Annotated in this window: 22 protein-coding genes and 2 pseudogenes; 5 read left to right on the forward strand and 19 right to left on the reverse strand. The window is 66.8% G+C overall.

The genetic code is table 11. The features are described 5' to 3' along the window. Positions 1-15 precede the first annotated feature (15 nt). From rpsH to K3M35_RS19470, 17 genes are all read right to left on the reverse strand, one after another. Positions 16-414, reverse strand: a complete 399-nt coding sequence (rpsH, locus tag K3M35_RS19390; protein ID WP_006554597.1) for a 30S ribosomal protein S8 — start codon at positions 412-414, stop codon at positions 16-18. A 173-nt stretch (positions 415-587) separates the two neighbouring features. Further along, the gene (locus tag K3M35_RS19395) at positions 588-773 is read right to left on the reverse strand and encodes a type Z 30S ribosomal protein S14 (protein ID WP_006554598.1); all 186 of its coding nucleotides are present in this window, start codon (positions 771-773) and stop codon (positions 588-590) included. A 4-nt stretch (positions 774-777) separates the two neighbouring features. Then, positions 778-1,344 (reverse strand): 50S ribosomal protein L5, encoded by a 567-nt coding sequence (rplE, locus tag K3M35_RS19400; RefSeq protein ID WP_120279963.1) that lies wholly within the window; start codon positions 1,342-1,344, stop codon positions 778-780. A gap of 1 nt (position 1,345) precedes the next feature. Further along, the gene (gene rplX / locus K3M35_RS19405; protein ID WP_006554600.1) at positions 1,346-1,663 is read right to left on the reverse strand and encodes a 50S ribosomal protein L24; all 318 of its coding nucleotides are present in this window, start codon (positions 1,661-1,663) and stop codon (positions 1,346-1,348) included. Further along, a complete protein-coding gene (rplN, locus tag K3M35_RS19410) occupies positions 1,663-2,031 on the reverse strand; it encodes a 50S ribosomal protein L14 (protein ID WP_006554601.1) in 369 nt (122 codons plus the stop codon). Before rplN ends, rplX begins: the two co-directional genes overlap by 1 nt. A gap of 318 nt (positions 2,032-2,349) precedes the next feature. Beyond that, a complete protein-coding gene (gene rpsQ / locus K3M35_RS19415) occupies positions 2,350-2,634 on the reverse strand; it encodes a 30S ribosomal protein S17 (RefSeq protein ID WP_024101619.1) in 285 nt (94 codons plus the stop codon). After that, the gene (gene rpmC / locus K3M35_RS19420; protein ID WP_006554603.1) at positions 2,631-2,867 is read right to left on the reverse strand and encodes a 50S ribosomal protein L29; all 237 of its coding nucleotides are present in this window, start codon (positions 2,865-2,867) and stop codon (positions 2,631-2,633) included. Before rpmC ends, rpsQ begins: the two co-directional genes overlap by 4 nt. Continuing rightward, a complete protein-coding gene (rplP, locus tag K3M35_RS19425; RefSeq protein WP_006554604.1) occupies positions 2,867-3,283 on the reverse strand; it encodes a 50S ribosomal protein L16 in 417 nt (138 codons plus the stop codon). The genes rpmC and rplP overlap by 1 nt, the downstream gene beginning before the upstream one ends. A gap of 4 nt (positions 3,284-3,287) precedes the next feature. Then, positions 3,288-4,085, reverse strand: coding sequence for a 30S ribosomal protein S3 (rpsC, locus tag K3M35_RS19430; protein WP_006554605.1), 798 nt, complete (start codon positions 4,083-4,085; stop codon positions 3,288-3,290). Beyond that, on the reverse strand, positions 4,085-4,477 hold the full coding sequence (gene rplV / locus K3M35_RS19435) for a 50S ribosomal protein L22 (RefSeq protein WP_006554606.1): 393 nt from the start codon (positions 4,475-4,477) through the stop codon (positions 4,085-4,087). Before rplV ends, rpsC begins: the two co-directional genes overlap by 1 nt. Further along, on the reverse strand, positions 4,474-4,755 hold the full coding sequence (gene rpsS, locus K3M35_RS19440) for a 30S ribosomal protein S19 (protein ID WP_003938088.1): 282 nt from the start codon (positions 4,753-4,755) through the stop codon (positions 4,474-4,476). The genes rplV and rpsS overlap by 4 nt, the downstream gene beginning before the upstream one ends. Before the next feature lie 19 nt (positions 4,756-4,774). Further along, positions 4,775-5,608 (reverse strand): 50S ribosomal protein L2, encoded by an 834-nt coding sequence (gene rplB / locus K3M35_RS19445; protein WP_024101620.1) that lies wholly within the window; start codon positions 5,606-5,608, stop codon positions 4,775-4,777. 38 nt (positions 5,609-5,646) lie between these two features. Beyond that, positions 5,647-5,952 carry a 50S ribosomal protein L23 gene (gene rplW, locus K3M35_RS19450; RefSeq protein ID WP_006554608.1) on the reverse strand — a complete coding sequence of 102 codons (306 nt, stop codon included), beginning with the start codon at positions 5,950-5,952 and terminating at the stop codon, positions 5,647-5,649. Beyond that, positions 5,949-6,632, reverse strand: a complete 684-nt coding sequence (rplD, locus tag K3M35_RS19455) for a 50S ribosomal protein L4 (RefSeq protein ID WP_016694619.1) — start codon at positions 6,630-6,632, stop codon at positions 5,949-5,951. The genes rplW and rplD overlap by 4 nt, the downstream gene beginning before the upstream one ends. After that, positions 6,629-7,282 carry a 50S ribosomal protein L3 gene (gene rplC / locus K3M35_RS19460; protein ID WP_006554610.1) on the reverse strand — a complete coding sequence of 218 codons (654 nt, stop codon included), beginning with the start codon at positions 7,280-7,282 and terminating at the stop codon, positions 6,629-6,631. Before rplC ends, rplD begins: the two co-directional genes overlap by 4 nt. Positions 7,283-7,327: 45 nt before the next feature. Then, a complete protein-coding gene (gene rpsJ / locus K3M35_RS19465) occupies positions 7,328-7,633 on the reverse strand; it encodes a 30S ribosomal protein S10 (RefSeq protein ID WP_003938093.1) in 306 nt (101 codons plus the stop codon). A 485-nt stretch (positions 7,634-8,118) separates the two neighbouring features. Further along, positions 8,119-9,627, reverse strand: coding sequence for an amidase (locus K3M35_RS19470; protein WP_220666894.1), 1,509 nt, complete (start codon positions 9,625-9,627; stop codon positions 8,119-8,121). Positions 9,628-9,909: 282 nt separating this feature from the next. On the opposite strand from K3M35_RS19470, the pseudogene K3M35_RS19475 reads away from it, so the two are divergent. The 5 genes and pseudogenes from K3M35_RS19475 to K3M35_RS19495 all read left to right on the forward strand — a co-directional run. Continuing rightward, positions 9,910-10,056 (forward strand): annotated as a pseudogene (locus K3M35_RS19475) (GntR family transcriptional regulator); the annotation flags it as partial. Between the two features lie 150 nt (positions 10,057-10,206). After that, positions 10,207-11,268, forward strand: a complete 1,062-nt coding sequence (locus K3M35_RS19480; RefSeq protein WP_220666895.1) for an ATP-binding cassette domain-containing protein — start codon at positions 10,207-10,209, stop codon at positions 11,266-11,268. Then, a complete protein-coding gene (locus K3M35_RS19485) occupies positions 11,265-12,131 on the forward strand; it encodes an ABC transporter permease (RefSeq protein WP_019288604.1) in 867 nt (288 codons plus the stop codon). Before K3M35_RS19480 ends, K3M35_RS19485 begins: the two co-directional genes overlap by 4 nt. Before the next feature lie 4 nt (positions 12,132-12,135). Then, on the forward strand, positions 12,136-13,017 hold the full coding sequence (locus K3M35_RS19490) for an ABC transporter permease (protein WP_064060447.1): 882 nt from the start codon (positions 12,136-12,138) through the stop codon (positions 13,015-13,017). 100 nt (positions 13,018-13,117) lie between these two features. Beyond that, positions 13,118-14,173 carry a triacylglycerol lipase gene (locus tag K3M35_RS19495; protein ID WP_019288606.1) on the forward strand — a complete coding sequence of 352 codons (1,056 nt, stop codon included), beginning with the start codon at positions 13,118-13,120 and terminating at the stop codon, positions 14,171-14,173. Between the two features lie 32 nt (positions 14,174-14,205). On the opposite strand, the pseudogene K3M35_RS19500 reads toward K3M35_RS19495, so the two are convergent. After that, positions 14,206-14,334 (reverse strand): annotated as a pseudogene (locus tag K3M35_RS19500) (IS30 family transposase); the annotation flags it as partial. Between the two features lie 254 nt (positions 14,335-14,588). Next, positions 14,589-15,263, reverse strand: coding sequence for a group II intron maturase-specific domain-containing protein (locus tag K3M35_RS19505; RefSeq protein WP_374107777.1), 675 nt, complete (start codon positions 15,261-15,263; stop codon positions 14,589-14,591). Positions 15,264-15,426 lie beyond the last annotated feature (163 nt).

Here is a 15,426-nt window from a genome sequence, read left to right on the forward strand (position 1 = left end):
TGTGGTGGCCTCCCTTTACCAGACGTAGGCGAGGACTTCCCCGCCCACTCCCTGCTTGGCCGCCTGGCGATCGGTGAGCAGGCCGGAGGACGTGGAGATGATCGCCACGCCGAGGCCGCCCAGGACCTTGGGCAGGTTGGTGGATTTCGCGTACACGCGCAGGCCGGGCTTCGACACGCGGCGCACGCCGGCAAGGCTGCGCTCACGGGAAGGTCCGTACTTGAGGTCGACGATGAGGGTCTTGCCCACCTCGGCGTCCTCGGTGCGGTAGTCGGAGATGTAGCCCTCGCGCTTGAGGATCTCGGCGATGTTCACCTTGATCTTCGAGGACGGGAGCTTGACCTCGTCGTGGTACGCCGTGTTGGCGTTACGCAGACGCGTCAAGAAGTCTGCGATGGGGTCGGTCATGGTCATGGCTGACCTGTTCACCTTTCTCGATGCGGTTCCCATGCAACGCCGGAACGTGCCGGCCGTGGGCCTACATCGAAACTCGGTTCGATAGCGGATTCGTCGGCCGGATCGGCGACGAACCCATGACAGCGTGACAGTGGGCGGAGAACTACTCGGTCCTCCGCCCACCGCTCACGTCACCAGGAGCTCTTGTGAACTCCCGGAAGTTCTCCGCGGTGTGCCATCTCGCGAAGGCAGATGCGGCAGAGTCCGAACTTGCGGAAGACCGAGTGCGGGCGCCCGCAGCGCTGGCAGCGGGTGTAGGCGCGCACCGCGAACTTCGGCTTCTTGTTGGCCTTGTTGACCAGTGCCTTCTTAGCCATGGGCTCAGTTCTCCTTGAACGGGAAGCCGAGGTGCTTGAGCAGGGCACGGCCTTCTTCGTTGTTGGTAGCGGTGGTCACGACAGTGATGTCCATGCCGCGCGGGCGGTCGATGCGGTCCACGTCGATCTCGTGGAACATCGACTGCTCGTTCAGGCCGAACGTGTAGTTGCCGTTGCCGTCGAACTGGTTGCCGTTGAGGCCACGGAAGTCCCGGATACGGGGAAGCGCGATGGACACGAGACGGTCCAGGAACTCCCACATGCGGTCGCCGCGCAGCGTGACGCGCGCACCGATCGGCATGCCCTCGCGCAGCTTGAACTGTGCGATGGACTTGCGGGCCTTACGGATCTCCGGCTTCTGACCGGTGATGAGCGCGAGGTCGTTGACGGCTCCGTTGATGAGCTTCGCGTCGCGGGCGGCGTCGCCGACACCCATGTTGACGACGACCTTCACGACGCCGGGGATCTGCATGACGTTCGCGTAGTCGAACTCCGCGTTCAGCGCGTCCTTGATCTCGGCGCGGTAGCGGGCCTTCAGGCGCGGCTGGGTCTTGTTCTCGGTGGAAGTCATGTCAGAGGTCCTTCCCGTTCTTCCGGGAAATCCGAACGCGCTTGCCGGTTTCCTCATCGGTGCGGTAGCCCACGCGGGTGGGGTTTCCGTCCGAGTCGACGACCGCAACGTTGGAAACGTGGATCGGGGCCTCCTGCGTCACGATGCCGCCGGAGGAGGCGCCACGCTCGTTCGCAGAGACGGCGGTGTGCTTCTTGATACGGTTCACGCCCTCGACGAGGACCTTGCCGGTCGCCGGGTAGGCCGCGATGACCTTGCCCTTGGCGCCCTTGTCCTTGCCCGAGATGACGAGCACGGTGTCACCCTTGTGCACCTTCATCACAGCACCTCCGGAGCGAGCGAGACGATCTTCATGAACCGCTTGTCGCGGAGCTCGCGACCGACGGGTCCGAAGATGCGGGTGCCGCGAGGATCGTTGTCGCCCTTGATGATGACGGCAGCGTTCTCGTCGAACTTGATGTAGGAACCGTCCGGACGGCGGCGCTCCTTGGCGGTGCGCACGATCACGGCCTTGACGACATCGCCACGCTTGACGTTGCCGCCGGGGATCGCGTCCTTGACGGTGGCGACGATGACGTCACCGATTCCGGCGTAGCGACGGGACGAGCCACCGAGAACGCGGATGCAGAGGATCTCCTTGGCACCCGTGTTGTCGGCGACGCGCAGTCGCGACTCCTGCTGGATCACTGACTTCTCCTTGACCTGGATTGGTGTGTACGTCAGATTTCCGACCTGGACGTACGCGGTCGTCGGCTGCTTGCAGCGCACGTGCGAATCACACACGGGTCCTGTAAGCAACCCGTCCAGAGTAGGCCATATACCGTACGCAGGGCAAATTCGCGAATTGTGATGTCACTCCCCACCCCGGCACCGGGCGTGTCGCAGCGACGTCCACCGTCCCCCACGCGAGGGCTGCACCTACTACCGGACGCACAGCACCCCACCACCCGCGGTGCGGGTGGTGGGGTGCTGCATGTTCTCGGTCCTGTCGAGGACGAGGAGGCCTTACTTGGCCTTCTCGAGCACCTCGACCAGACGCCAGCGCTTCGACGCGGACAGCGGACGGGTCTCCATCAGCTGCACGCGGTCGCCGATGCCGGCCAGACCGTTCTCGTCGTGCGCCTTCACCTTGGTCGTACGGCGGATGATCTTGCCGTACAGCGGGTGCTTCACACGGTCCTCGAGCTCGACGACGATGGTCTTCTCCATCTTGTCCGAGACGACGTAACCGATGCGGACCTTGCGGCTCGCGCGCTGTTCCTGGTTGCTCACTGCCTTTTCCTCACTCATGCCACGTCACCCGCATTCGGGCCGGTGGCCAGTCCGAGCTCGCGCTCGCGCAGCACCGTGTAGATACGGGCGATCTCGTTGCGCACGACGCGGAGCCGACGGTTGTTGTCCAGCTGACCGGTGGCCATCTGGAAGCGGAGGTTGAACAGCTCTTCCTTGGCTTCGCGGAGCTTGTCGGTCAGCTCTTCGTCGCTCAGCTCGCGGAGTTCCGCGGCGGGGGTACCGGTAGCCATCAGAACTGCTCCTCCCTCGTCACGATGCGGCACTTGCAGGGGAGCTTGTGCATCGCGCGACGCAGGGCCTCGCGCGCAATCTCCTCGTTGGGGTAGCTCATCTCGAACAGCACGCGACCGGGCTTGACGTTCGCGACCCACCACTCCGGCGAACCCTTACCGGAACCCATGCGGGTCTCGGCAGGCTTCTTGGTGAGGGGGCGATCCGGGAAGATGTTGATCCAGATCTTGCCGCCACGCTTGATGTGCCGGGTCATGGCGATACGAGCGGACTCGATCTGCCGGTTGGTGATGTAGGCCGGCTCGAGAGCCTGGATGCCGTAGTCACCGAAGGCCACCTGGGTTCCGCCCTTGGCGGCACCCGTACGGCTCGGATGGTGCTGCTTGCGGTGTTTGACCCGCCGGGGGATCAACATTGCGTCAGCCCTCCTTGTTCTCGGTCGAGGCAGGGGCGTCGCTCGATGCGGCGCGGCCGGCCTCGGTGCTCGTCGCGGTGGTGCCCGACGCGCCGGAACGACGCGGGCGGCTCGGACGCTCACGACGCGGCCGGTCGGCGGGAGCAGCTGCAGCAGCAGCGAGCTCACGACGGCCACCGACGATGTCGCCCTTGTAGATCCAGACCTTCACGCCGATGCGGCCGAAGGTGGTCCGTGCCTCGTAGAGGCCGTAGTCGATGTCCGCGCGCAGCGTGTGCAGCGGGACGCGACCTTCGCGGTAGAACTCCGAACGCGACATCTCGGCGCCACCGAGGCGGCCCGAGCACTGCACGCGGATGCCCTTGACGTTCGGCTGACGCATGGCCGACTGGATGGCCTTGCGCATCGCACGACGGAAGGCAACACGGTTCGAGAGCTGCTCGGCGACGCCCTGCGCCACGAGCTGAGCCTCGGACTCCGAGTTCTTGACCTCGAGGATGTTCAGCTGGACCTGCTTACCGGTCAGCTTCTCGAGCTCGGCGCGGATGCGATCGGCCTCGGCGCCGCGGCGTCCGATGACGATGCCCGGACGAGCGGTGTGGATGTCCACACGCACACGGTCGCGGGTGCGCTCGATCTCGACCTTCGCGATGCCGGCGCGCTCGAGGCCGGAGGCCAGGAACTTGCGGATCGCGACATCTTCCTTGACGTAGTCCGCGTACTGCTTGTCCGCGTACCAACGAGACTTCCAGTCGGTGGTGACGCCCAGACGGAAGCCGTGCGGGTTGATCTTCTGGCCCACTACTGAGCTCCCTTCCGGCGGTTACGAGTCGAGGCCGACCCGACGCTTTCCACGATCACGGTGATGTGGCTCGACCGCTTGCGGATGCGGAACGCACGGCCCTGGGCACGCGGCTGGAACCGCTTCAGGGTCGCACCCTCGTCCACGTACGCAGTCGCGACGACGAGCGTGCTGGGGTCGAGGTTGTAGTTGTTCTGCGCGTTCGCAGCGGCCGACGCGATCACCTTGGCGACCGGCTCGGCCGCGGCCTGCGGCGCGAACTTGAGGATGGCCAGGGCCTCCTCGACGGACTTACCGCGAACGATGTCGACGACGCGGCGCGCCTTCATCGGGGTCACGCGCACGTGGCGCGCAACAGCCCGAGCGCTGTTGGTGGTGGTTTCAGTGCTCATCGACGCTTGCTCTTCCGGTCGTCCTTGATGTGGCCCTTGAACGTACGGGTCGGCGCGAACTCACCGAGCTTGTGACCGACCATGGACTCCGAGACGAACACCGGCACGTGCTTGCGTCCATCGTGGACAGCGAACGTATGACCGATGAAGTCGGGCAGAATCGTGGAACGGCGCGACCAGGTCTTGATGACCTGCTTGGTGCCCTTCTCGTTCTGCGTGTCCACCTTCGCCAGGAGGTGGTCGTCGACGAACGGGCCCTTCTTGAGGCTGCGTGGCATTCTCTAACTCCCTCCTTGACTAGCGCTTCTTGCCGGTACGGCGACGACGGACGATGAGCTTGTCGGACGCCTTGTTCTTGCGGGTGCGGCCCTCGGGCTTGCCCCACGGGCTGACCGGGTGGCGACCACCCGAGGTCTTGCCCTCGCCACCACCGTGCGGGTGGTCGACCGGGTTCATCACGACACCACGGACGGTCGGGCGCTTGCCCTTCCAGCGCATACGGCCGGCCTTGCCCCAGTTGATGTTCGACTGCTCGGCGTTGCCGACCTCGCCGACGGTGGCGCGGCAGCGCACGTCGACGCGGCGGATCTCGCCGGAGGGCATACGCAGCGTGGCGTAGGTGCCTTCCTTACCGAGGAGCTGAATGCTCGCACCGGCGGAGCGGGCCATCTTGGCGCCGCCACCCGGACGCAGCTCGACCGCGTGGATGGTCGTACCCGTCGGGATGTTGCGCAGCGGCAGGTTGTTGCCGGGCTTGATGTCGGCGTTGGGGCCCGACTCGACCGGAGCACCCTGCACGAGGCCCTTGGGGGCGATGATGTAGCGCTTCTCGCCGTCCACGTAGTGGAGCAGCGCGATGCGCGCGGTGCGGTTGGGGTCGTACTCGATGTGAGCGACCTTGGCCGGCACGCCGTCCTTGTCGTTGCGACGGAAATCGATCAGGCGGTAGGCGCGCTTGTGTCCGCCACCCTTGTGACGGGTGGTGATGCGGCCGTGCGCGTTACGTCCACCGCGACCGTGCAGCGGGCGCACCAGCGACTTCTCGGGCGTCGACCGAGTGATCTCGGCGAAGTCCGCCACGCTGGCGCCACGACGGCCCGGCGTAGTCGGCTTGTACTTACGGATTGCCATGAGTCTTCTCGTCCTCTATCTCTCGAGAGTTCCGATCGCTAGGCGACCGGGCCTCCGAAGATCTCGATGGGCTTGCTGTCGGCCGTGAGGGTCACGAGCGCGCGCTTGGTGTTCTTGCGCTTGCCGTAACCGAACCGGGTCCGCTTGCGCTTGCCCTGACGGTTGGCGGTGTTGACGCTGCTCACCTTGACGCCGAAGACCTTCTCGACGGCAATCTTGATCTGCGTCTTGTTCGAGTCCGGGTGGACCAGAAAGGTGTAGGTGCCCTCTTCCATCAGCCCGTAGGACTTCTCGGAGACGACGGGAGCCAGCAGGATGTCGCGAGGATCGGCGATCGTGCTCACTTGCTCTCCTCCTTCACTTCCTGGCCGGACTCGGCCGGCCCGTGGATGAACGTGTTGAGCGCCTCGACGCTGAACACGACGTCATCGCTGTAGAGCACGTCGTAGGTGTTCAGCTGATCCGGGGCGAGCGCGTGAACGTTGGGAAGGTTCTGAACCGACTTCCACGCCGCCACGTCTTCACGGCCGACGACGAGCAGGACCTTCTTGCGGTCGCTGATCTCGCCCAGGAACGTGCGAGCACTCTTCGTCGACGGGGTCTGACCCGCGACGAGTTCGGTGATCACGTGGATGCGCTCGTTGCGCGCCCGGTCGGAGAGGGCTCCGCGCAGGGCGGCGGCCTTCATCTTCTTGGGGGTGCGCTGGCTGTAGTCGCGCGGCTGCGGGCCGTGGACGGTGCCACCGCCGGCGAACTGCGGCGCACGGGTCGAGCCCTGACGTGCGCGGCCGGTGCCCTTCTGGCGGTACGGCTTCTTGCCACCGCCGCGGACGTCGCCGCGGGTCTTGGTGGCGTGCGTTCCCTGGCGGGCCGCGGCGAGCTGCGCGGTGACGACCTGGTGCAGCAGCGCGATGTTCGCGGGAGCGTCGAAGATCTCGGCGGGGAGATCGACGGAGCCGGAGGTCTGGCCACCGGGGGCCTTGACGTCCAGGGTCAGCTTGGTTGCGGTCTCGGTGCTGGTCATGCCCGTGCACCACCCTTCACTGCGGTCTTGACGATCACGAGGCCGCCCTTGCGACCCGGGATCGCGCCCTTGATCAGCAGCAGACCGTTCTCGGCGTCCACCTTGTGGACCGAGAGGTTCTGCGTCGTGATGCGGTCGGAGCCCATACGGCCGGACATGCGCGTGCCCTTGAACACGCGGCCCGGGGTGGCGCAACCACCGATGGAGCCCGGACGACGGTGCACGGCCTGCGTACCGTGCGACGCACCCTGGCCGGCGAAGCCGTGACGCTTCATGGTGCCGGCGAAGCCCTTGCCCTTCGAGGTGCCGGTGACGTCGACGTAGGCGCCGTCCTCGAACACCTCTGCGGTGAGTTCCTGGCCGACCTCGTACTCGGAGGCGTCCTCGATCCGGAGCTCGACCAGGTGACGGCGCGGCGTGACGCCGGCCTTCTCGAACTGGCCGCGAACCGGCTTGTTGACCTTGCGCGGCGCGATGGCACCGTAGGCGAGCTGCACGGCGTTGTAGCCGTCGCGCTCCTCGGTGCGGATCTGCGTGACCACGTTCGGTCCGGCCTTGACGACGGTGACCGGGACGACCCGGTTGTTCTCGTCGAAGACCTGGGTCATGCCGAGCTTGGTGCCCAGGATTCCCTTGATCTGGTTAGTCATGTGTTGTCTCCGCTGCGTCTTTCACAAGCTCGCTGTAATCGAATGTCACTGAATGTTGACGTCGACACTCGCCGGGAGATCGATGCGCATGAGCGCGTCGACGGTCTTCGGCGTCGGGTCGAGGATGTCGATGAGCCGCTTGTGCGTCCGCATCTCGAAGTGCTCGCGCGAGTCCTTGTACTTGTGCGGCGAGCGGATGACGCAGTACACGTTCTTTTCAGTGGGCAACGGCACCGGGCCGACCACGCGGGCACCCGTACGGGTCACCGTCTCGACGATCTTGCGCGCAGATGCGTCGATCGCCTCGTGGTCATAGGCCTTGAGCCTGATGCGGATCTTCTGTCCCGCCACGCTTAGTGTCCTTTTCTTGCCGCGTTTCGTGATCCCCGGCGGAGCCGGAAACCACCTCGTCTGCACAGTTCCCCAGGGAACGGCGACCGAGAACAGCACTCGAAACACAGTGCGAGCCGGACGTATCCGATCCGCTTGCCGCTGTTCATCTGTCATTGTTCTCCGGTCCACGCGGTCGGGCGTGTCGGCCCGCCGCTCATTCCCCGGCGTCGATACTCGAAGGCTTCGACACCGCAAGGAACGGAACCGGCTGCGCTCCGCAGGAGCACACAGGGGTACTGCTTCCGTCTTGCATGTGGCCGCGACCAGGCCGTGAGGCTCGATCCGCGACTGTCACGTCTTTCCCGTTCCGAGCCGCGAAACATCCATGGCCCGGTCAAGGCAACCCGACCAGTATGCAGGAGCACGGCCGAGAGTTCAACTCACGACGGTGCGTGATCTGCACCTCGGCGATACGCCGCGCGGTGGGGTCCGCGTGGTCGAGCCTAGCCGATGGGGTTCATCGGCAGGGTCCGAACCGGAGCGGCCGCCCCGATCGTATTCGTCGGGTCGGGGCCGGGACCCGGCGGCACCTGCGCCACCTCGGGGACCCGCGCGCCGGCGGCGACGAGTTGCGGCTCGTCACGCCAGACCGGCAGCGCCTCCTGCAGTTCGAGCCCGATGCCGATGAGACGTTCGTCCTGCCACGGCCGCGCGCCGAGCTGCACACCGACCGGCATCCCTGTCGCGGTGGAGTACCCGGCGGGCAGCGTCACCACGGGGGCACCGGAGTAGTTCGCCCAGCGCACGGGACCCGTCACTCCGGCCGTGACGCTGATGCCGAGGAACTCCTGGCGCCGTGCGCCGTCGACGGAGGCGCCGGGCAGCATGATCGCGTCGAGATCCTGGTCGACGAACATCCGGTTGTAGTCGCTCTGGTAGCGCAGGCGGTCGCGTTCGAAGGTGAGGTAGTCGCCTACCGGCACGGCCAGCGAGGCCACTGCCGTGCCTGCGGCCACCGCGTTCTCGGGGCGATACAGGCCGAGCCGGTCGGTGAACTGCTGGTGGTAGGCACCCATCTCGACCTGGTCGCCGGTCGCGAGGGATTCCGGCAGGGACGGCATCGTCACCGGGACCGTGACCGCACCGAGCGATTCCGCCACCCGTGCCGCGTCGTCGACGACGCGCTGCACCGCCTCGGGGGGTGCGGGATTCGTGTTCACGGGCAGTCCGATCCGCACGCCGGCGAGGGGACTCGCTCCCCCGACGGCCGTCACGGGATAACCGCCCTCGGGAACGTCGGGGCCGAGTGCCGTGATCGGGTCGGCCGGATCCGCGCCCGCGAGCACGGTCATCATCAGGGACGCGTCGGCGACGCTGCGGCCCATCGGACCCACGTGGTCGCGGGTCCAGGTCAGCGGGATCATGCCGTGCGAGGTGATGCGCCCGTAGGTCGGCTTGATCGACGAGACACCGCAGGCGCTCGCCGGGAACCGGACCGAACCGCCGGTGTCGCTACCGATCGCGAGGGGCGCGAACCGCGCGGCGAGCACGGCCGCGCTGCCGCCGGACGATCCGCCGGGCGACATCTCGGTGTTCCACGGATTGCCCACCTGAGGGGTGGCGACACCGATCGCGAACTCGTCGGTGTGCGCGTGCCCCATGAGCACCGCACCGGCGTCCTCGAGTCGACGCCACACACCCGAGTGGCCGGCCGCGATGTTGCCCTCGAGGACGCGACTCGACGCGGTGAGCGGAAGTCCGGACACCGCGAAGATGTCCTTGAGAGCGATCGGGAGCCCGCACACGAGCGGCGCCGGGGTCCGATCGCGGCGCGCACGGGCGAGCCGCTCCCCCGCCGCCTCGGCCGCCGCGTAGGCCACTTCGGGGTAGAGCCGGATCCACGCACCGATCGCTCCGTCGTACGAGCGCGTGCGGTCCAGACAGGCATCGAGCAGTTCGCGCGGGTGCAGTTCGCCGGCGTGCAGCAGCGCTGCCGCCTCGACCGCACTCATCCTCGCGGGATCGGTGACGGTGTCGGGTGGAGGAAGCCTGCGTGGCGGAGCCGCACGACCGCTCCCCGCGGTCGCACCCCACGCGAACAATCCGCCGGCGGCCCCTCCCAGTAACCGTCGGCGTGATACTCCGGTGCTCACCCGCCAACCAAACCATCCAGTGCGTTGCGAGCCAGGTTAGGGCACGGTAGGTGTGCCACATGTCACCTCCGGCTGTGATGCTACCGAGACCGTGAAGTGACAAGGCGGATCATGTACTAGGAGAAGGCGCGCAGCTGGGGGACGGATGCGGTCGCCTCGCACGAACGGTTGCTGCAGGCGTTGCGCACCGGTGACGTCGAGGCCGCCGGACGCGAGACGCGCGAACACTTCACCGACGGGGCCCATCGACTCGTCGAACACCTCGACGATCTCGGCGTCTGGTCCTGACCGGCCGGCGTGGACACCCCAAGGGGCAGGGCGTCGGCGCCGACGCGCATGTCCGTCCGCCCCTCCCGGGACCGTTCGCCCCGGTACGATTCCGACGGTGACGGACCGACCCGTCCCCGACGGGGACCGAGATCTACGGCGGGGTGTGATGTGAGCGATCACGACCAGGCAGTTCTCGTGGAGGACGTCCACAAGTCGTTCGGCGACGTCCACGCACTCGACGGGATCAGCTTCTCTGCACCGCCGGGCCGTGTCCTCGGCATCCTCGGCCCCAACGGCGCCGGCAAGACCACGATGGTCAAGGTGCTGTCGACGCTGTTGCGCCCCACCTCGGGTCGCGCCGTGGTCGCCGGGCACGACGTGGTCGCCGACGCCGCGGCGGTCCGGCGTTCGATCATGATGACCGGCCAGTTCGCAGCACTCGACGACACTCTCACCGGCCGGGAGAACCTGATCCTGTTCGGGCGCCTGATGGGCCTGGACAAGAAGTCCGCTACCCGACGCGCCGACGAGCTGCTCCGGGAGTTCGATCTCGTCGACGCCGGTCGCCGTCCAGTGAAGGGCTACTCCGGCGGTATGCGTCGACGGGTCGACATCGCGTGCGGCCTCGTGGTCCGGCCCAAGGTGGTCTTCCTCGACGAGCCGACCACCGGTCTCGACCCGCGCAGCCGGCAGGGTGTGTGGTCGCTGGTGGCAGCGCTCAAGGAGCAGGGCATCACGGTGCTGCTGACCACGCAGTACCTCGAAGAGGCCGACGTGCTGAGCGACAACATCATCGTCATCGACAAGGGCACCGTGATCGCGGAGGGCAGCGCGAACCAGCTGAAGTCCTCCGCCGGTGGCACCCACTGCGAGATCGTTCCGGTGGACCCGCGGGCGATCCCCGAGATCCTGCACGTCCTGGACGGTCTCCTCCCCCAGGACGTGCTCGTGGGCACGGTCCCCGACACGGATCGGGTGTCCGTCCCGGCGCCCGACGGCGCCGCGACCCTCACCGAGGTGCTGCGGCGCATCGAACCCCTGGGCATCGAACTCGCCGACATCGGCCTGCGACGTCCTTCGCTCGACGACGTCTTCCTCCGCCTCACCAGGCACTCCGCATCCGCTCCCGACGGCAGCGACCCGGCGGACGGTGGCCTCACGGACGGCGGCCCGGCAGCACTTCCCGACCCGGAGCGGGCGGAGCCTGCGTCGGCAGGTGAGCGGCCGTGACGGCCCGCACCGACGAGACGGTCCGCGGGACGGAGACCCCCACGGTCTCGTTCACCGACTCCTCGTCCACCCTTCCCGCACGCCGGGGAGGCGTCCACCGCCGGATCACGCCGTCGGGGGTCGAGCAGTGGTGGGTGCTGACGCTCCGGTCGTTGCGCACGATGGCGCGGTACGGCGAGCTGGTCCTCGCGGTCCTGGCACCGTTCGTCTTCGGTCTCGGTTTCTATCTGCCGCTCAAATTCGTCATGCAGTTGCAGGGCATCGACTACGCGCAATTCCTGATGCCCATCATCGTGCTGCAGTCGATGGCCTTCACCGCCATCTCGGCGGCGCAGCTGGCAGCGCAGGAGGGCACGACCGGCGTGACCTCGCGTCTGCAGACGCTGCCCGTCGCCCCGGCGGCGCCCCTGGCCTCACGGATGACGGCGAGCATGGTGCGGTCGGTCATCTCCTTGGCCGCCGCGATCGGATTCGGTTATTTCATCGGTTTCCGTTTCTCCGCCGGCCCCGGGCAGGCAGTGTTGTTCTGCGCGACCGCACTGATCATCAGCCTGTTGTTGTGCCTGGGCGCCGACGCGATCGGATGTCTGTCCCGGAGCCCCGAGGCGACAGCGCAGGCGCTGACCCTGCCGCAGCTGATCCTCGGGATGCTCTCGTGCGGTTTCGTGCCCGAGGAGGGATTTCCCGAGTGGATCAGACCGTTCGTCCGCAACCAGCCGATCTCGCAGTTCTCCTTCGCGATGCGCGATATGGCCCAGGACGGGGTGACCTGGGAAGTCTTCCGGCCGAGCCTGTTCTGGATGATCGGGCTGGCCGTGATCTGCATCCCGGGCGCCGTGTGGGCCGCGACGAGGCGGGAGTGAATCGATGAGCGAGACCGTCGAGACACAGCGGGCGCGGGCCCGATCGCGAGAGCGGGCAGGGACGCCGGGCCGCGCCTTCGCCTATCCCGAACCGGATCGCATCCGCAGCGAGAGTTCCCTCGGTGCGTTGTGGGAGCACAGCCGCCTGCAGTGCGGTCGACTGCTGCTCAGATGGGCCCGTGATCCCGCCACGATGATCCAGGCGCTCATCTATCCGGCGCTCACCCTGGTGATGTTCCGCATCGTGCTCGGCGACAGCATCACCGCCGCGACCGGCTATTCGTCGATCTTCGGCACCGTCCCCATGATCGTGCTCGTCGGCGCAATGTTCGGCTCGGTGGTCAGCGCGGTGGGATTGCGCACCGAACGTGATTCCGGCCTGCTGAGCCGCTTCCACACGCTGCCCGTTCATCGTTCGGCGGGGCTCGTGGGCCGGTTGATGGCCGAGATGGTGCGCGTGTTCGTCACCTCTCTCGTGATCTTCGCCGCCGGCATGGCGCTTGGCTTCCGGTTCACCCAGGGCCTCGGTCCCACCCTGCTCATCCTCGTGGTCCCACTGATCTTCGGTCTGGGCTTCGCGATGATGGTGACCGCTCTGGCGACTCTGCCGGGGCGCACGCCCCTGGTCGAGACCGTCTCGATTTTGTGCACCCTGCTCATGTTCTTCAACTCGGGGTTCGTGCCGGTCATGGCGTATCCGAGCTGGTTGCAACCCGTCGTGGCGAACCAGCCGATGTCCTGCGCGATCGACACGATGCGCGCGCTGGCGATGGGAGGGCCTGTCGCCGAGCCCTTCCTGAAGACGGTCGCGTGGTCGGTGGGGATGGTGGCGGTCTTCGTGGTCCCCGCCGTCGTCGGTTACCGGCGCTCGGCCGAACAGAATTGATCTTCCGCTGCCCGGAACGTCCCCCGACGGGCTGCTATCCTACTCGGCGATCCCCCAACCAGCACGAACATACGATCCCCATGTTCGTCGAGGAGTACCGATGATCCGTGCGCGTCGCAGCGTCGTAGCCACAGCCACTGCTGCCCTCGCCCTTGCGTCGTCGATGTTCGCCACCCCGGCGGTATCGGCGGCCGATCCTGCCCCTGCCGCGCCGGCGCCTACCATCACCGTGCCCGATCCGGCTCCCCTGCCCACCTCGGCAGACGCTCCGGGGAGCCCCCTCGCGACCCTGCTGAGCACGATGGGTGAGGGGGTCGAGGGAGCCAACGACCTCGGCTGCGTCCCGTCGCCGGACCATCCCCGGCCGGTCGTCCTCGTGCACGGCACCGGGACGGGCATGTACCCCACATGGGTCTACGTCGCTCCCGAACTCGCACGGCTCGGCTACTGCGTGTACGCGTTGAACTACGGCGCTGCGCAGGGATACTTCGATCCCGAGCGCACGGTCTGGGGTGTCTCGGACATCGAACGGTCCGCCGTGGAACTCGGAACGTTCGTCGATGCCGTTCGCGAGCACACCGGCTCCGAGCAGGTGGATCTGGTCGGCCACTCGCAGGGCGGTGTCGTCTCCCGTCAGTACCTCAAGTTCGAGGGTGGGACGGACGCGACGGATCCCTCCCGCAACCGGGTCCGGAACCTCGTCATGTTGGGCGCGACGAATCACGGCACCACCTTCAACGGCCTGCAGCAGCTGTACACGGTGCTCGCGGTGCTCGGCGTGACGAACGGCAACGATGCCTTGGCCGAGTTGCTGTTCCGCGGGAGCAATCTCGGCGCGGCCGGGCAGCAGCAGCTGATCGGGTCGCGCATGCTCAGCAATCTCAACGAGGGTGGCGACACGCTTCCCGGCGTGACCTACACCTCGATCGCGACGCGCCACGATCAGATCGTCACACCGCCCGAGAGCTCGTTCCTGCGCCCGGGACCGGACGCCGAGGTCCACAACGTGTGGGTTCAGGACGGCTGCCCGGATTCGCCCGCCGACCACTCCACGATCCTCGTACGACCCGAATCGCTCCACCTCGTGAAGTCGGCGCTCGACCCCGGATACGCTGCGGCCCACGCGGTGCCGTGCGACCTACCCGAGAACGGATAGGGCCACCCGGCGATTCGCTCGTCGACACGGACCGGCAGCGTGCCGACCAGCGTCACAAGGACATCACGGACCGTCTCGGCAGGGTGGTCCCCGTCGGGCAGGTGCCCGAGCATCACGTAACGGGTCGTGCGTTCGACGAGCGTGACGATCGCGGACTTGTTCTGCTCCCCGGTGATGTAGGGGTGGGACCGGGGCGCGGTGTCGGGATTACCCCCGGTCCGTTTCCCCGGCCCGCCCTCCGCACCGGACGTGCGACTCTCATCGCATCCGGCGCTCCACGGACTGCCACCCTCAGGCGGGAACCGACGTTCCCGAGTTGGACCATGGTGTGGGGATGTTGCTCGCTCGCCACCGATACCGAGTAACCGCAACGGTGGTGGTGTCGAACATGACGATCCCGTTCTCCTGCGGACGATTACCTGGCCTGCCGGTCAGGAACCGTCGGTAGAGATCCGCCCACGTGATCCGTTTGTGCCGTTTGAGCAGCCATCGGGTGACCCGATGCCAGGCGAAGGCATCGAGATAGGCGAAGGTTGCTTTCGACACACCGCGGGTGGAAATACGCACACCATCCTCGAAGCACCGGATTGAGACGCCCGAGCAGATCAGCCAAACCATGATGACGTGCTTCTTCGTCAGCGCCCGCGCCTTGGGCATGATCGAAAGCAACGCCTTCTTCGACGGATAGGTGTAGACACTCATCTTGTTCGTGCCCTTCCTGCGACGCCGCTGGATGCGGAACCCCAGAAAGTCGACCCCCTCGTCCAGGTGGCATACCCGGGTCTTCTCGGCGGACAGCCGCAGCCCCAAAGGGGCTATCACGTCCGCCACTTCGTCCCAGAGTGCATCCGCATGCGCTTTGGTTCCGACCACCATGATCGAAGAAACCGTCCGCATACCGCACGATCCGATAGGTGGCGCCGCCGCGTTTGCGGTGCACCTCGCGCCCGTAGGAACTGCCGTGGGCGTCCCATTTCGCACCGAAATGTGCGTCCAACACCGTCAGAGCGATGTTGGCGAGCAACGGTGAGAATATGCCGCCCTGAGGCGTGCCGGCCTCGGAACCTCTGACCGTTCCGTCGCCGGACATGATGCCCGCCTTCGACAAACGCCTTGATCAGAGCCAGAACACGCGGTTGCGTCCATCAGGATGGTGTACGAGCCGGATCGGATCCGATGACCGGCGTGTCGTAACCGGACGAAAGACGGTCACCGCGTGATTCTTCGAGAGAGCTACCAACTCGACTCGACGA

It is taken from the genome of Rhodococcus sp. DMU2021 (genome assembly GCF_019641445.1).
GTDB lineage: Bacteria > Actinomycetota > Actinomycetes > Mycobacteriales > Mycobacteriaceae > Rhodococcus > Rhodococcus pyridinivorans.

Bases quoted from the DNA above. Each gene is read 5' to 3' on its own strand.
- rpsH (WP_006554597.1), bottom strand. From the start codon at position 414: ATGACCATGACCGACCCCATCGCAGACTTCTTGACGCGTCTGCGTAAC.
- K3M35_RS19395 (WP_006554598.1), bottom strand. From the start codon at position 773: ATGGCTAAGAAGGCACTGGTCAACAAGGCCAACAAGAAGCCGAAGTTC.
- rplE (WP_120279963.1), bottom strand. From the start codon at position 1,344: ATGACTTCCACCGAGAACAAGACCCAGCCGCGCCTGAAGGCCCGCTAC.
- rplX (WP_006554600.1), bottom strand. From the start codon at position 1,663: ATGAAGGTGCACAAGGGTGACACCGTGCTCGTCATCTCGGGCAAGGAC.
- rpsQ (WP_024101619.1), bottom strand. From the start codon at position 2,634: ATGAGTGAGGAAAAGGCAGTGAGCAACCAGGAACAGCGCGCGAGCCGC.
- rpmC (WP_006554603.1), bottom strand. From the start codon at position 2,867: ATGGCTACCGGTACCCCCGCCGCGGAACTCCGCGAGCTGAGCGACGAA.
- rplP (WP_006554604.1), bottom strand. From the start codon at position 3,283: ATGTTGATCCCCCGGCGGGTCAAACACCGCAAGCAGCACCATCCGAGC.
- rplV (WP_006554606.1), bottom strand. From the start codon at position 4,477: ATGAGCACTGAAACCACCACCAACAGCGCTCGGGCTGTTGCGCGCCAC.
- rpsS (WP_003938088.1), bottom strand. From the start codon at position 4,755: ATGCCACGCAGCCTCAAGAAGGGCCCGTTCGTCGACGACCACCTCCTG.
- rplB (WP_024101620.1), bottom strand. From the start codon at position 5,608: ATGGCAATCCGTAAGTACAAGCCGACTACGCCGGGCCGTCGTGGCGCC.
- rplD (WP_016694619.1), bottom strand. From the start codon at position 6,632: ATGACCAGCACCGAGACCGCAACCAAGCTGACCCTGGACGTCAAGGCC.
- rplC (WP_006554610.1), bottom strand. From the start codon at position 7,282: ATGACTAACCAGATCAAGGGAATCCTGGGCACCAAGCTCGGCATGACC.
- K3M35_RS19470 (WP_220666894.1), bottom strand. From the start codon at position 9,627: ATGAGTGCGGTCGAGGCGGCAGCGCTGCTGCACGCCGGCGAACTGCAC.
- K3M35_RS19490 (WP_064060447.1), top strand. From the start codon at position 12,136: ATGAGCGAGACCGTCGAGACACAGCGGGCGCGGGCCCGATCGCGAGAG.
- K3M35_RS19495 (WP_019288606.1), top strand. From the start codon at position 13,118: ATGATCCGTGCGCGTCGCAGCGTCGTAGCCACAGCCACTGCTGCCCTC.
- K3M35_RS19505 (WP_374107777.1), bottom strand. From the start codon at position 15,263: ATGTCCGGCGACGGAACGGTCAGAGGTTCCGAGGCCGGCACGCCTCAG.